Source organism: Fontibacillus panacisegetis, assembly GCF_900102215.1.
In the GTDB taxonomy this organism is placed as follows: Bacteria; Bacillota; Bacilli; order Paenibacillales; family Paenibacillaceae; genus Fontibacillus; species Fontibacillus panacisegetis.
In genome coordinates this window covers 170,453-184,958 of the sequence record NZ_FNBG01000005.1, presented here as the reverse complement: position 1 = coordinate 184,958, position 14,506 = coordinate 170,453, and the positions used below count along the sequence as shown (strand labels likewise).

At 43.0% G+C, this 14,506-nt stretch carries 15 protein-coding genes; 3 read left to right on the top strand and 12 right to left on the bottom strand.

All coding sequences use genetic code 11. The annotated features are described in order from the left end of the window. Positions 1-113 precede the first annotated feature (113 nt). The 7 genes from ric to BLS49_RS07160 all read right to left on the bottom strand — a co-directional run bounded on the left by ric (position 114) and on the right by BLS49_RS07160 (position 5,961). A complete protein-coding gene (ric, locus tag BLS49_RS07190; RefSeq protein WP_091227908.1) occupies positions 114-818 on the bottom strand; it encodes an iron-sulfur cluster repair di-iron protein in 705 nt (234 codons plus the stop codon). A 180-nt stretch (positions 819-998) separates the two neighbouring features. After that, on the bottom strand, positions 999-1,568 hold the full coding sequence (locus BLS49_RS07185) for an NAD(P)/FAD-dependent oxidoreductase (protein WP_091227907.1): 570 nt from the start codon (positions 1,566-1,568) through the stop codon (positions 999-1,001). Between the two features lie 57 nt (positions 1,569-1,625). Next, entirely contained in the window at positions 1,626-1,943 is a 318-nt protein-coding gene (locus tag BLS49_RS07180) for a winged helix-turn-helix transcriptional regulator (protein ID WP_091227905.1), read from the bottom strand. Positions 1,944-2,156: 213 nt separating this feature from the next. After that, positions 2,157-3,125, bottom strand: coding sequence for a sugar phosphate isomerase/epimerase family protein (locus tag BLS49_RS07175; protein ID WP_091227903.1), 969 nt, complete (start codon positions 3,123-3,125; stop codon positions 2,157-2,159). A gap of 34 nt (positions 3,126-3,159) precedes the next feature. Further along, positions 3,160-4,242, bottom strand: a complete 1,083-nt coding sequence (locus tag BLS49_RS07170; protein ID WP_091227902.1) for a Gfo/Idh/MocA family protein — start codon at positions 4,240-4,242, stop codon at positions 3,160-3,162. Continuing rightward, positions 4,235-5,005: a sugar phosphate isomerase/epimerase family protein gene (locus BLS49_RS07165; protein ID WP_091227900.1), complete on the bottom strand. Its 771-nt coding sequence runs from the start codon at positions 5,003-5,005 to the stop codon at positions 4,235-4,237. Before BLS49_RS07165 ends, BLS49_RS07170 begins: the two co-directional genes overlap by 8 nt. 14 nt (positions 5,006-5,019) lie before the next feature. Then, on the bottom strand, positions 5,020-5,961 hold the full coding sequence (locus BLS49_RS07160) for a Gfo/Idh/MocA family protein (RefSeq protein ID WP_091227898.1): 942 nt from the start codon (positions 5,959-5,961) through the stop codon (positions 5,020-5,022). 144 nt (positions 5,962-6,105) lie between these two features. Here BLS49_RS07160 and BLS49_RS07155 point away from each other — a divergent pair, with 144 nt between their 5' ends. Further along, positions 6,106-6,921, top strand: a complete 816-nt coding sequence (locus BLS49_RS07155; RefSeq protein WP_091227896.1) for an AraC family transcriptional regulator — start codon at positions 6,106-6,108, stop codon at positions 6,919-6,921. Positions 6,922-7,001: 80 nt separating this feature from the next. On the opposite strand, the gene BLS49_RS07150 is transcribed toward BLS49_RS07155, so the two are convergent. After that, positions 7,002-7,691 carry a TerC family protein gene (locus BLS49_RS07150; RefSeq protein ID WP_091227895.1) on the bottom strand — a complete coding sequence of 230 codons (690 nt, stop codon included), beginning with the start codon at positions 7,689-7,691 and terminating at the stop codon, positions 7,002-7,004. Between the two features lie 386 nt (positions 7,692-8,077). On the opposite strand from BLS49_RS07150, the gene msrB reads away from it, so the two are divergent. Then, positions 8,078-9,046, top strand: a complete 969-nt coding sequence (msrB, locus tag BLS49_RS07145) for a peptide-methionine (R)-S-oxide reductase MsrB (protein WP_091227893.1) — start codon at positions 8,078-8,080, stop codon at positions 9,044-9,046. Positions 9,047-9,086: 40 nt separating this feature from the next. Here the strand turns inward: msrB and BLS49_RS07140 are convergent, their stop codons facing one another. Beyond that, a complete protein-coding gene (locus BLS49_RS07140; RefSeq protein WP_091227892.1) occupies positions 9,087-9,752 on the bottom strand; it encodes a YitT family protein in 666 nt (221 codons plus the stop codon). 453 nt (positions 9,753-10,205) lie between these two features. Here BLS49_RS07140 and hmpA point away from each other — a divergent pair, with 453 nt between their 5' ends. Then, the gene (gene hmpA, locus BLS49_RS07135; protein WP_091227890.1) at positions 10,206-11,408 is read left to right on the top strand and encodes an NO-inducible flavohemoprotein; all 1,203 of its coding nucleotides are present in this window, start codon (positions 10,206-10,208) and stop codon (positions 11,406-11,408) included. Between the two features lie 116 nt (positions 11,409-11,524). Here hmpA and BLS49_RS07130 read toward each other — a convergent pair whose 3' ends face one another. From BLS49_RS07130 to BLS49_RS07120, 3 genes are all read right to left on the bottom strand, one after another. After that, a complete protein-coding gene (locus BLS49_RS07130; protein WP_091227888.1) occupies positions 11,525-12,022 on the bottom strand; it encodes a Crp/Fnr family transcriptional regulator in 498 nt (165 codons plus the stop codon). Positions 12,023-12,155: 133 nt separating this feature from the next. Then, positions 12,156-13,037: a hypothetical protein gene (locus BLS49_RS07125; RefSeq protein WP_091227887.1), complete on the bottom strand. Its 882-nt coding sequence runs from the start codon at positions 13,035-13,037 to the stop codon at positions 12,156-12,158. Between the two features lie 76 nt (positions 13,038-13,113). After that, entirely contained in the window at positions 13,114-14,475 is a 1,362-nt protein-coding gene (locus BLS49_RS07120) for a nucleotide sugar dehydrogenase (protein ID WP_091227885.1), read from the bottom strand. Between the last annotated feature and the right edge of the window lie 31 nt (positions 14,476-14,506).

Below are 14,506 nucleotides of genomic sequence, written 5' to 3'. Positions count from 1 at the left end.
AGCGTACGTTTTGTGTACGTGAGCACCACAGGTCCCGGTTGAATTCAAGATTCGATGCCGATTATTCTTCCCTGAACCACTTCGTGATCAAAAGCTGACTATTTGAATTACCACTAAAGGTAACGTGGGAATAGGATGTTATTCTCCAGATGCACATGCATAAACGTCATCCCTTCCAGCTCTTCCAAACGTGCATAAGTTGTTCGATATGTTGTACAAGCATGGGCAGGTGGTTGATAATCATTCGTCAGCTCCCGCAAGCTTTTCAAAATATCGCCCGCAGTAGTATGCTCGTCCTCCAATTCATGAATAGCGGATCGCAGCTTCTCCAGCACTATTTGCTCTTGACCAAGCTCCCAGTTGATCATTTTAGGAAACACCTGCGCTTCTTCCTTTTCAATATGCTCGAGAAGTTCTTTGCGCAGCAATCCAAATAGACGTTCCATTTCAATAAGATGCTCTTCCGAGTCGCCATGAACACGTGCAACTTTTGTTACTCCTTTTTGGATTTCTGGTAACTCATCACGTAAATATTGATGGTGTTTTCTGACGATATGTTCAATTAATAGTTCAGACCTTACATTAGTCCAGTCTTCACTTTCTTCTATTTGCGGATGATTCGCTGCCAGCTCTTTTAAATCGCTTAATAACAGTTCAATGGATAATTTACCTTCCTCTGCAGCTTCTTGTAATGGACGATTTCCACCACAGCAAAAGTCAATCTTACGACTGCGGAAATAATCCGCTGATTTTGGAAAACGCAAAACGATATCTCGGACCATCATCTCTTTATCAAAATGCTGCTGTAATTCTGCCATAATAATTCCTCCAGTTACGTAAATAATCTATATAACTCTTTGTAAGACTATCCTACTCTTACCGGGGTATTACATTAGTGATTACACTCACTTAAGATAAGAAGCAATAGTGAAAAAAAGGCCTTCCCATTATGGGAGGCCTCCTCTATATTCTTAATAATGTTTTATTGGACTTACTGTTTATGATTTTAGAATATCATGGTCAACATAGCGCTCGCCATTCAGCTCGCTGATCAATTCGATCGCGACCTTAGCGCCGTCACCTGCTGTTATTATCGTGTGTACACTTACACCTGCAATCGTTCCTGCAGCCCATATTCTCGGATTGCTGGTACGACCAGCTCCATCCGTCTCTATGACGGTTTTAATGCGAGGTTCTCTGCCCTCTTGTAGCGTAAGACCAATCGAACTTGCTAACTCAGTAACCGCACCTGTCGCTAAAATAACATGGGAAGCTTCATAGCTTCGGCCGGATTCCGTTTTCACGGTAACTCTCTCTCCGCCGTTAGTGTCTACGACCGTCACTTTTTCTTCAATAAATTTGGCACCGAATTTCTCGGCCTGCTCCCGTCCGATTTTTAACAAATCCGGACCGGTGATGTCCTTCGCTCCGTAATGGTTCTCAATCCATGCCCGTTTCGTCATACTGGCATTGCTATCAAGAACAAGCGTCTCTTTTCCCGCTTTTGCCAAAAATAAAGCTGCACTGGATCCTGCTGGTCCCGCTCCGATCACTATTACCTCAGCCACAAATACACCTACTTCCTTTATTATTCGTGCCGCTCCGTCACAGGATACGGCACGCTACTATTCGATCCAATCCTCAGCCCAACATTGCACCTGCTGCATAACCGGACGAAGCGCACGGCCTTTATCTGTAAGCTCATATTCGATTCTGACTGGAGTTTCAGGATATACATGCCGAATGAGTATACCTTCGTTCTCCAAATCTTTCATTCGTTCAGACAGCATCTTGTCACTCATTGAAGGAATGTCATGAGATATATCCTTAAATCGCTTAGGACCGCTCATTAATGTATGAATAATCAGGCCGTTCCAGCGTTTCCCCAGAAGAGAAAATGCCGATTCAAACCTCGGACACATAGCAAAACCCTTATTATCCATCTTTTATCACCTCTTTGTATCAAGCATAATCCTCATCATATCTTAAGCAAAAAAATAATGATAGTTTCAACTTACAATTAGTTAGTATATTTCAGTTTACCATACTTTTGCACATTTTTACACTCTGATTATATATGATTATACAACAACTCTCCAATATGAAAAAGCGACCACCTATGGCAGTCGCTATTAGTATATTTCTATCGTTATGATTTATACCCACCACATATCAGCTGCGGAATCCTCAAAAAGAATTTGCTGCAAATTACGAACCGCCTTAGTAAAGCCCTCTTCTATGGACATCAAACCATCCTCATGCTCGATGCTGACCGCATAATCGTAGCCATGAAGTCTTAAAGCGCTAATAATATCAGCCCATGTCTTCATATCATGTCCATATCCTACCGTGCGGAACTGCCAAGCCCGATCGAGCATCTGAGTATACGGCTGCATATCAGTGATCCCATAACGGTTCACGTTCACCGGATCAATCGTCGTATCCTTTGCGTGGAAGTGATGAATTGCTCCAGCACGACCGAGAATATTTATAGATTGAACCGGATCGATTCCTTGCCACCACATATGGCTTGGGTCCAAGTTTGCCCCAATGACTTCACCTGCTGCTTCACGCAAACGAAGCAATGTTGCCGGAGTGTGTACCGAAAAACCACCATGAAGCTCAAGTCCAATTTTCACGTTGCGATCAGCGGCGTATTTTCCCCACTCGGTCCAATATGGAATGATTTTATTTTCCCACTGCCAAGCAAGTATTTCCTGGTAATCATTAGGCCAAGGAGCGACCGGCCAGTTAGGATATTTCGCATCCTCATGATCACCCGGGCATCCGGAAAACGTATTTACAACCGGAACGTCCAGAAGCTCAGCAAGCTGAACTGTCTTCACATAAGTATCATGGAACTCTTTAGCAATCGCTTTTTGCGGATGAAGCGGATTACCATGACAGCTTAGTGCGCTGATGATCAAGCCGCGGGACTCAACTGCTTTTTTGAATTCCTCCCTTGCAGCCTTGTTCTCAAGCAAAACATCAGGATTACAGTGTGCGTTACCAGGGTACGCCCCCGTTCCGATTTCCACTGCCTTTAATCCTTGTGCCGCCACCAAATCAAGCGCTTCTTCAAAAGGTCGTCCGCCAAACAGAACGAGAAACACGCCTAATTTCATTTTTAATTCCTCCAGTATTTAATAAAATCCGATATTAGTCGAAGTAGACCGTTTTGCCTGTTTTCGCTGACTCATAAATAGCTTCCAGAATTTCTGTAACTACAAGAGCTTGCTCCGGTTTTACGACCGGCTCTTTATCTTCAAGAATCGCTTCAACCCAAGCCTTTGCCTCACGAGTCGAGTCCGATTCCTCTTCTCCTTGGTAGAACGCTACTCCACCTGTACCAAGGTCTACTTTAGTCTCATATAGACGGCTTTGTTTTTCGCCATTAATCCGCAGCCCGTCTTTCATATCAGCTCCCGCTTCTGTACCGCAAAGCATCGTTTTAGCCTCGGAAAAATCAAGTACATTAAGCGCCCAGCTGGACTCCAGCATAATCGTAGCGCCGTTCTTCATTGTAATGAAACCAAATGCGGAATCTTCTACTTTAAATTGTTCAGGGTCCCAAGGTCCAAATGCGTTTGCAGCATTTTCACGATTGCCCAGTTTATGAAATACCGATCCTGTTACACTTTTGGGCTCGTAGTTGTCCATGAGCCACAGAGTCAGGTCAAGCGCGTGAGTACCGATATCAATGAGCGGTCCACCACCTTGCTTCTCCTCATCAAGGAATACGCCCCAGGTTGGAACTGCACGACGTCTTAATGCGATCGCTTTACCAAAATAAATATCGCCGAGCTCGCCAGCTGCGCACATTTCCTTTAGATACAAGCTGTCACTGCGAAAACGGTTTTGATACGCAATGCTTAATTTTTTACCTGTTCTTTTTGCCGCATCCAGCATTTGACGAGCTTGCTCCGAGGTTTTCGCCATCGGTTTTTCGCACATGACATGACGGCCTGATTCAAGCGAAGCAACTGTAATTTCGGCATGGGAATCATTTGGTGTACATACATGAATTACTTCTATGTCAGTCTCAGCAAGCAGCTTGCGGAAATCAGTATATACTTTGGCTCCCTCTACACCATACTCTGCTGCAGCTTTCAGGGCACGTTCTTCCACAATATCACAGAAAGCAACCATCTCTACCTCAGATTGTTTTGCCAAGCTTGGCAAATGCTTGCCGTTTGCAATTCCTCCGCATCCGATAACGGCAACTTTTAAAGTTCTAGACATGAATCTTTCCTCCATTATTAGCGTATTGTTTAATCCATTCCATACTTACAGCAATGCTATCCATCGAATTGCCAGCGCAATAATCCTGCTCAACGATCAACCATGCCACCTTATTATCTATCGCTGCATTTGCGATAGCTTCTACGGCAATTTCACCTTTACCCAGTTCAACCGTTTCTGCTGAGCCATCCTCTTTAGTAATCATATCTTTCAGATGAAGCAAAGGGAGTCTTCCGCTATATTTAGTAATATATTTCACTGGATCAAGTCCTGCATAAGATACCCAGCAAGAATCCAGTTCAACCTGCAGTAATTCAGCTGGAACCTGCGCATAGATCGCATCCAATACCGGTTGATCTCCATATTGAATTTCCAGTTCAAATTCATGGTTATGGTAGCACAACACCATGTCTTCTTCAGCACAACGCTTACCGATTTTTCTCAAATCCGCGATCACTTCATCCCACTTGTTCCGATCTTCCTCTATTAAATAAGGCAATACGATATAACGGTTACCTATAGCTTTGTTGAAAGCGATTTCTTCTTCCAGCGCATCACGAAGCTGTGTGTAAGGTCTATGTGCTCCTACAACTGAAAGTCCAGTCTCATCTAGGATGGCTTTAACTTCTTCAGCTGTACGATCATAAAAATTCGCAAATTCAACACCCTGATATCCTAATTCAGCTATTTTACGAAGTGTTCCTTCAAAATCCTTATCCAATTGATCCCGAACTGTATATAGCTGCAAGCCTACTTGTGCCATATAATTCACCTCATTTAATTAGTAGTTAATACAAGATTTTGTGATTTCTTAACAAGCATTTCTGCACTAGTTAATTCGACATGACGTCCTTCGCGGGAAGAAGTCTCAAAAGCGTGCATTGCCTCAAGTACATGATAAGCGACAAGTCCACTTGCACGGTGATCGCGCTCCTCAGATATAGCTCTTACCATATCTTCAATTCCACGACCTCGGTCATTTGGCCCTCCATTAAATACCGGAGGAACGATCTCCCATTCCTCTGAGTCATAGCGCCGTATTTTGACATCACCATCAAAGGTGTTAGGATCTGGCACCAGAAGAGTGCCCGCGGTTCCGTAGATTTCTATCCATGGCAAGGTGCTGCCGCCAGGTATATCAAAGCTTGTCACCAAAGTTCCAATAACACCACTGACAAAATCAAGAGTTCCGCTGTAATGTGTTGGTGTACTTACTGGAATTACCGTTCCCGCCCTTAAACCTGATTGCACTATTCGTTCAGGAACATTACTTCCGGCAGAGCCACTAATCCGTCTAATAGGACCTACCAATTGTACGAGTGTTGTTAAATAATACGGTCCCATATCAAACATAGGTCCACCACCGGCAGTGTAAAAAAATTCCGGATTAGGATGCCAGCCTTCAGGTCCAGCTCCCATCATAAACGCTGTAGCCGCAACAGGTTTCCCAATAAGACCATGATCAAGCACAGCATAATTCACTGCTGCATGGGACGATGGAATTGTCAAATTCAGAATAAGCCCGATTTCTTTATGCTCCAGCATCTCTTCTACTGTGCATACGTTTGCAATACCATATTCCTTTGCTCTTTTATGGGCTTTTTCTGGCAGCAAATCAGCAAGGGCATAAACCTCAACAACATCGCTATTGTCCAAATAGTTCAAGTATGCCGGACTGATATTGCCGCACCCAATAATTCCTATTTTCATTTTTGTCATTCTCATTACTCCCAGGAAGCGATACTGATGTGAGTTAACTCTTACTCATGGTATTTCAAATTGAGCTATTGTAAAATGAATAATATGATTACAACATGAACAATCTGGTCATTATTTTTTACAAGTCATTGGAGGATAACGTTTGTGAATAACCAGAACTTGAATATACTAACAGCAGGCTACTCTGTGCATCGCAAGCCATTCCATGTGATTCACACGGATGGTCTTGATCATTATTTAATTCGGTTGCAAACTTCAGGCAAATGCCGTACACGGCTGAATGGAAAAATAGAGCTGCTGGAGCCCGGTGATTTATTATTGTTTGCACCTAAGGAACCATACGAATTAATCATTGACGCTGAAGAGAATCAGCTTGGAGAAACTACGGTCTCCAGTGGTGATTATTATATTTTCCTCATTGGTGCCTGGATAGATAGCTGGTGGAAAAAGCAAAAAAGACCTAACAAAATCAAAGTTCCGCTATCCGAAGGAATCGTTGGTGCGTTCCGCCAAATTATGCTGGAACAGCAGCGTATCTCGAATCCCTCTCCTGAAATCGCAGAATATTATTTAAAAATACTGTGCATGGATATCGACCGTAATTTATTACAGCAGCCGCTTCATGCCTATCCAACTTATCTTGCCCATCGTCTAAAAAATTATATAGAAGAAAATGCTGCCTTCCCATTTAAGCTTGAGGATGCAGCTTCGCATGTCGGGATCAGCGTATCGCGTGCGGTACATTTGTTTAAAGATACATTTAACACCAGTATGATTCAGTACACTTTGGAAGTAAGAATCAACATGGCCAGAGAACGAATTATTTTCAGTCCGCTCTCTTTAGAGCATGTTGCTGAGAGCTCAGGATTTCCGAGCTACAATTACTTCCATAAAGTATTTCGCAAACGCTTTGGCATGTCGCCCAAGCAGTATCGGCAAAATGCACGTACAAACGAATGACATAACAAGCAGATATAAATAAACAAAAAGTCGAACAAGTTCACTACTCTTGTTCGACTTCTTGCTTATTTCATACATTGTTATTTCAATCCTTGTTGTACTAAACGAAGATGCTCTTTTTGCTTTTTCACTTTGATTCCTATACCAACTACTACAATAATTGCAATAATTTCGAAGCCATATTTGATCCAGCCATTTACGAAGTACTGATCAATAAGCGGTTCGGCAACGAGCATTTTTGCTGCTGTCCAAGCCAATACTGCAGCACCAATCGTAATCACAACCGGATAACGCTCGGTCAGCTTCAAGATAATCGTGCTGCCCCATACCATAATTGGAACGGATACTGCCAGTCCAATAATGACAAGCAAGAGGTCCCCGTGAGCAGCGCCTGCTACAGCCAAAACGTTATCAAGGCCCATCATCGTATCCGCGATAATTATTGTGCGAATAGCAGCCCACATCTGATTTCCGGCACTAATTTCATGGCTCTTTTCATCGACCAATAGCTTGTAAGCAATCCATAAGAGGGCGAGCCCGCCAACCAGTCTTAATCCAGGGATATCCAGCAACACTACTACCAGCATCGTCATAATGACACGTACGATAATAGCACCTACTGTGCCCCACATAATTACTTTCTTCTGATCTTGCTTAGGCACATTGCGAGCAGCCAATCCAATAACGATCGCATTATCGCCCGCTAACACCAGATCAATCAAAATAATTGATAATAACGCCATCCAAAAATCCAGTGTCATAAAATCCATTGCCTCTCACCTCTCCTTTATTGTTTCTTATCCATACTTCTGGTATCCGCGCAAATATAAAAAGCGCCGTGTCTGTATTGGGCACGACGCATTTTTGCATCAAAAAAGACCTTCACCCAATACTGACACCGGGCAAAGGTCTCGCTAACAACATTAATGTTGCCAATAAAGCCGGGGATGAACGTCCCGTAGTGACGACTTTATTGTTATAAGCTACTCCCCTTTGTGGGAACCATGCATGTTTTATTGGAATCATTATAGCATGCGCTATTCAATAACGCTAGATTTTTTCTGAACAGTTTTTTGGGTTTCTTCCAAAAAAACGATATAATGAAACCGTAAAACCCTACTATAAAATTACGCCATATCGAAACGGAGGGAGAAATATGAATCGAACGCCATCTACAGAACTGGAACTGGCTACCTTTGCAGGCGGCTGTTTCTGGTGTATGGTGTCACCTTTTGAACAACTGCCTGGCATTCATGGAATTATCTCCGGTTATACCGGAGGACATACTGAGAATCCAACTTACGAACAAGTCTGCTATGGAGGAACCGGACACTATGAAGCAGTCCAAATTACATTTGATCCGGTCATTTTCCCTTACCGAAAGCTGCTTGATCTGTTCTGGCAGCAAATCGATCCTACAGATGCAGGCGGCCAATTCCACGACCGGGGCGAATCATATCGTACAGCTATCTTTTACCATAATGAAGGCCAGCAAAAGGAAGCAGAGCAATCAAAGACTGCCCTGGAAGAGAGCGGGCGGTTTGATAAATCGATCGTCACTCAAATTTTACCTGCAGCCCGTTTCCACCCCGCTGAGGACTATCATCAGGAATATCACAAAAAGAAACCTGCTCATTACAAACGCTACCGTATAGGCTCAGGACGGGAAGATTTTATTTCGCATCATTGGTCAAAGCCTGAAAATCCCGAAGAGATAAAGCAGCGCTTGAACAAAATCCAATACGAAGTGACGCAAAATAGCGGTACTGAACGACCTTTTACCGGTCAATACTGGGATCATACGGGTGAGGGAATCTACGTGGATATCGTCTCAGGCGAACCATTGTTCAGCTCCCGCGATAAATACGATGCCGGCTGCGGTTGGCCGAGCTTCACTCGTCCCTTGCGCGAATATAGCATTAAAGAAAAAATCGATACCAGCCACTTTATGGTACGAACGGAGGTCCGAAGCCGCGAAGCCAACTCCCATCTCGGACATGTTTTCGATGACGGCCCACAGCCTACAGGACTTCGCTACTGCATTAATTCTGCCGCCCTTCGCTTCGTCGCCAAGGAAGACCTGGAGAATGAAGGGTACGGTGAGTATTTGCAGTTGTTCGAGTAATAGAACTCCATAACAAAAGAAAACGGCTAAGCCTCTGGGCTTAAGCCGTTTTCTTCTTCATGCCATAGGTAACATGGCGTGGTGCAGGTACTGGTGCTATATCTCTGTGTCCGTATTGAACCGTCCAGGTAATCATTTTACCGGAGATCAACACAGCCAGAATCGTAAACATCGTCTCTTTAAAGGGTAAGAAAAACAACGATACCATCAATACGAGCGCGTCCATCATAATGAACACTGTTCCAATCTTAATGCGAGACCACTCACTAATCAAGGTTGACAAAATATCATCCCCGCCAGTTGCTCCACCCACACGCAATACAAGACCTGCTCCGATTCCGGTAAATAAGCCCGACAGCAGTGCTGCCAACGGCAAATTGTTATGCAGATTCATAGTCAGTGGCGAGAACTGTTCACACAATTCATAAAATAATGAGAATGACGTAGAAGCAATAACGGTATTAATGATAAATTTCCGGCCTTTCAGGAATAAAGCAACAATAATAATCGGAACATCCATCAAAACCGTCGTCAATGCTGGTGGCAAATCAAACAAATATTTGCCTATAAGTGCCAAACCAACAAATCCGCCTTCTGACAATCCATTCTGAAAGTTAATGTGGTAGTACGTAAAAGCCAGTAAAAAAGATCCGAACACCATAGTAACTAACTGTCTAACATCAATTTTCCATTCTTTCTTCCTCATTAGGAATCCCTCTTATCGTAGTTTGGTTGACCTTACGGCAACTCCCTACGAAGAAGGTCCTGGAAGACTCAATCCTTCGCATCTTCACACTCTTCTTTCGTTGGGTTGTTGGCCATAAACCGACGCTCCACGAAAAAAGCTATGTGTAAGAGAGATCACAACGTTTCCAAATCGTCCTTGGGGAATTCGTCCTTCGGGAACACATGGTATCCTGATCCTTTCTGTTTTTGTCTATTCATATTATAACACAAATTCGTTTATGACTAAACCGCTTGTCACTACTTAAATTTCGTTTTTGAATAAATCGTATGAATGATGTGATCTTTTTCATTGCAAAATAATACAAGTTCACATTTCAGAAATCTTTAGTGTGACGAGGGTCACAATAGACGTATTAGCCTGATGCCATACTTGTTACGCAAGCGATAATTCTTATGAAAGAAGGTAGCCATAATGCTGGACTCCAAAACAATAGAGATCATCAAAGCAACTGTTCCTGTACTTGAAATTCATGGAGAAACGATTACTAAAACTTTCTATCAAACGATGTTTAAAAATCATCCTGAACTGCTTAATGTTTTTAATCACGCGAACCAACGTCAAGGAAAACAGCCTACAGCCCTAGCGAATGCAGTATACGCAGCCGCAGCTCATATTGACCGTCTGGAAGAGATCCTTCCTGTCGTAAAAGGAATCGCACAGAAGCACCGTGCACTTGGCATACAACCGGAGCACTATCCGATTGTAGGACAAAATTTGCTAGCAGCTATCAAAACGGTATTAGGTGATGCGGCAACCGATGAGATCATTGATGCATGGGCAAAGGCCTACGGTGTAATCGCCGACGTATTTATTAGTGTTGAAGCAGACATGTATAATCAAGCTGAAGAGAAACAAGGGGGCTGGAGAGGCTTTCGCCGCTTCGTTGTGGATCGTAAGGTACAGGAAAGTGAAGTTATCTCTTCATTCTACTTAATACCTGAAGACGGCGGTGAAATATCCACGTATCTGCCTGGTCAGTATATTACGGTTCGGGTGAAGCCGGATCATCAAGAATTTACTCATCTCCGGCACTATAGTCTGTCTGCTTCTCCCGGTCATCCCTACTATCGTATCACTGTAAAACGCGAAGATGCGATAAACGATCAGCCCGCAGGTATAGTATCCAGTTACCTTCATCAAGAAGTTAATGAGGGTGACATTCTTGAAATCAGTGCTCCAGCAGGTGAGTTCACTCTTGATCAATCCAAAGAAAATCCGGTCGTACTCATAAGCGGCGGTGTTGGTCTCACTCCTATGGTCAGTATGCTGGAGACGCTTCTAGAGAATGAAACCAAACAGGATATTACTTTTATCCACGCTGCCCGTTCGGGAAAATATCATGCCTTGAAGGAACATATTACTGATCTTGATCGCAAATATGATCAACTACGCTCGTATGTTATATATGAGTCTCCTGCAGCAGGTGAACCATGTGATAAAACCGGATTCATCGATTTACCTTGGCTCAAAACGGTTGTCGATTCTGGAGCAGATTTCTACTTCTGCGGTCCGACGCCTTTCATGCGTGCCGTTAACCTTGCTCTGAAAGAATGGAGCATTCCTAAGGACCGTACCCACTTCGAGTTTTTTGGCCCTGCTGGCAGTCTTAATTAACATTTAACAAAAAACCTGCAAATAATATGCAGGTTTTTTACTATATTTGACTCTAAACTTGCCGGTTAAGCTGTAAAGCATGCACTTAGTAGCATGCTCAATTTTCGTATAAACGTTTATTGTCCACGTAATAACCGGTTAACCGTCTCACGGCGTACACCAATTAACTGACCGATCTCCTCCTGGGTCAAATAATCAGTTAACGGTATTCCATGGGCATGTTGTCCTAACCACTTTGTCAGTAGCTGAAGCCGTTCCGCAGGTGTTCCTACTGTCAAATGATCAAGCCGTTCCTGCATAAACCGTACCTTTTCCTGCAACAGCGCTGCCACCTGTAATGGCTTTTCCGGATTAGTCTGCAGGTCTTTATACCATTCTTGAGCAGGTATAACCTCAACTTCACTTCTCATTAGTGCGATAGCCGTACCATGCGTCTCTTTTGGTGAAATGAGGGAATGATGCGGAACCGTCTCTCCTGGATATAAAATGTTAAATAACACCATGTTGCCGTTCTCATGCAATCTCGTCACTTTAAACAATCCGCTTTTGACATGGTACAGAAATTGTCCCTCATCTCCCTGACGAAACAAAATTTCTCCTTTGTGCAGTATCATACTATTCTCTCCATTCACGAACGTTTTCACATAATTACAATAATTATATCAAAAATTAAGTACTTTCCTCTATCTGATTATATCCATAAAAAGAAACAACCCGAAGCCATAACAGCAACAGATTGTTTTCTCCCTACTTATTTTCTTTATTTAACGCTGTTTTCGTCAGCATCAGTTTGTTGTACCACGTATCATAGCTATGGATGGCAATACCTGAGAACGAGGTGTGCCGTCCTGCTAATTTTTCCAATTTATTCGTTTCATTCACAAATGATATGACCGATTTATCATGGAATGACACACCCGGTCCTTCATTGCTCTTTCCAAGCTCTATACCCACCCAGACATTCTTTTTCTTGCGATCACTTTCAGCTAGTATCAATCTGGATATGTCATACACCCGCTCAGCATCATTTCGATACGCCATAATGGCTAAATAATCGAATTTATCAACCATCCATTCACTAAGAGGAATGTCGACTCCCATTGCTGGATGGCTAATTTCGTGCAACCAGAAAGGTACTGCAGCTCCGATCGGTAAATCAACACTCTGGCTGTACTCAATCCAGACGCGAACGCTCTCCATCCACTGTTCTACAATACTCGCCTGATCCTTTTTCCAATTTTTAAGCAAATACGGCTCTACATCATATTGAACACCAGTGAATCTCTCTTTCGGGTCGACTGCTTCGTTGTATGTTTTCACCCATAACAGAAACGCATCGCCCTCATGGCGAAATTCCCTTAAAGCCCATTCGGGTTTACCATTTAATGCATGAACCTCAATTTTAGAAGAACTGGCCAGGCTGATGAATTGACGGTAAGCTTCATTGTCTATCTTCTGCGAAATATGCAGAAAGATGACCTTGGCTCCTTGAGATTTAGCAAAAGAAATGATGTCTTCTGCATGATCTTCAATCAATTCCGTATTCCATAGCCAGGTTGCTTTTGGCTCAGAAGCAGAGGGAGGACGAAACAAGAAAAGAAGAGATACTAGAGGAATCACCCCAATCATTATTAAAAGCCTTCCCCTGTATTTTAAGTTAAATAGTTTGATTTTCATTTCCTCCCCCAACTTTATACTCCGAACCTTATCCGACAGTGAGAGCTTCTTGCTCGATAACTTGTTGCACCGAATGCCCAATTTTGTATATGTGCGGAAGCTTGAATTCTTTGAATGCATTGCGCGTATCCACAATCGGCACTCCAAGACTTGCAATCGCTCCGTAATCCAAATCGCTATGATTTGTTACAAGCACAATGCAGTCATACGAACCGAATTTCTCCAGATCATATTCAACGCTGTACACTGTAACTCCATTTTTGTCACGGAAACTCGTCGCGTAAGGATCGTAGTATTCGACATTTGCACCGCTATCTTTGTAAAGCTCATAGACTTCAAGGCCTGGTGATTCACGCAGATCACTAATATCTGGTTTATACGCCATTCCAAGCACGAGAATATTAGATTTCTTGATCGATTTTGCATACTCATTCAAAATTTTGGAAGTTTTGTTCACAACATAATAAGGCATGTTATCGTTTGTAGATTGAGCCAGCTCAATGAATTGGCTGTAGAATCTAAAACCTTTGGCTTTCCATGACAGGTACATCGGATCTAATGGAATGCAATGTCCACCAATTCCCGGACCCGGATAAAACGGCATGAAGCCAAATGGTTTTGTCTTCGCTGCATCGATAACCTCCCAAATATCTATTCCCATCCGGTCGCACATCATTGCCATTTCGTTAATGAATGCAATGTTGACACTTCGGAACGTATTCTCAAGCAATTTGGACATTTCCGCTACTTTCGGTGTAGAAACCGGAACTACAGTCTCAACATATTTACTATAAACTGCCATTCCAAGAGAAAGGCAAGCCTCTGTTGTGCCACCGATCACTTTAGGCGTGTTAAATGTATTAAATCGTATATTAGATGGATCAACCCGCTCTGGCGAGAAGCATAAAAAGAAGTCTTCCCCAACAACATAACCTAGTTTCTCCAGCTCATTCTGGATAAGCTCTTCGGTCGTCCCGGGATATGTCGTGCTTTCCAGAGTAATAAGCACACCTTTTTTCATATAACGCTTGATTTGATCTACAACCATTACGATATAAGAGGTATCCGGATCCTGATTCTCACTAAGTGGGGTTGGCACGCAAATGCTGATGGCATCAATATCCCGAATTGACGAATAATCATCGGTTGCCTTGAACCGTCCAGATTGCACTGCTTGAGCTAAAGTATCGGATGAAATATCGTGAATGTACGATTCACCTTTATTTATTTTGTTTATTTTCACTGGATCAAGATCGATCCCGATTACGCGAAAGCCTTGCTTCACCATTTCTACTGCCAGCGGCAAACCAACATATCCTAGGCCAACTACACCCAGTACGGCGTTTTTTGTTTCTATTGCATCCAATAAAGTTCGATAATGTTTATTCACAGGCTCCTACCTCCAGTTATCTGTTTGTCTT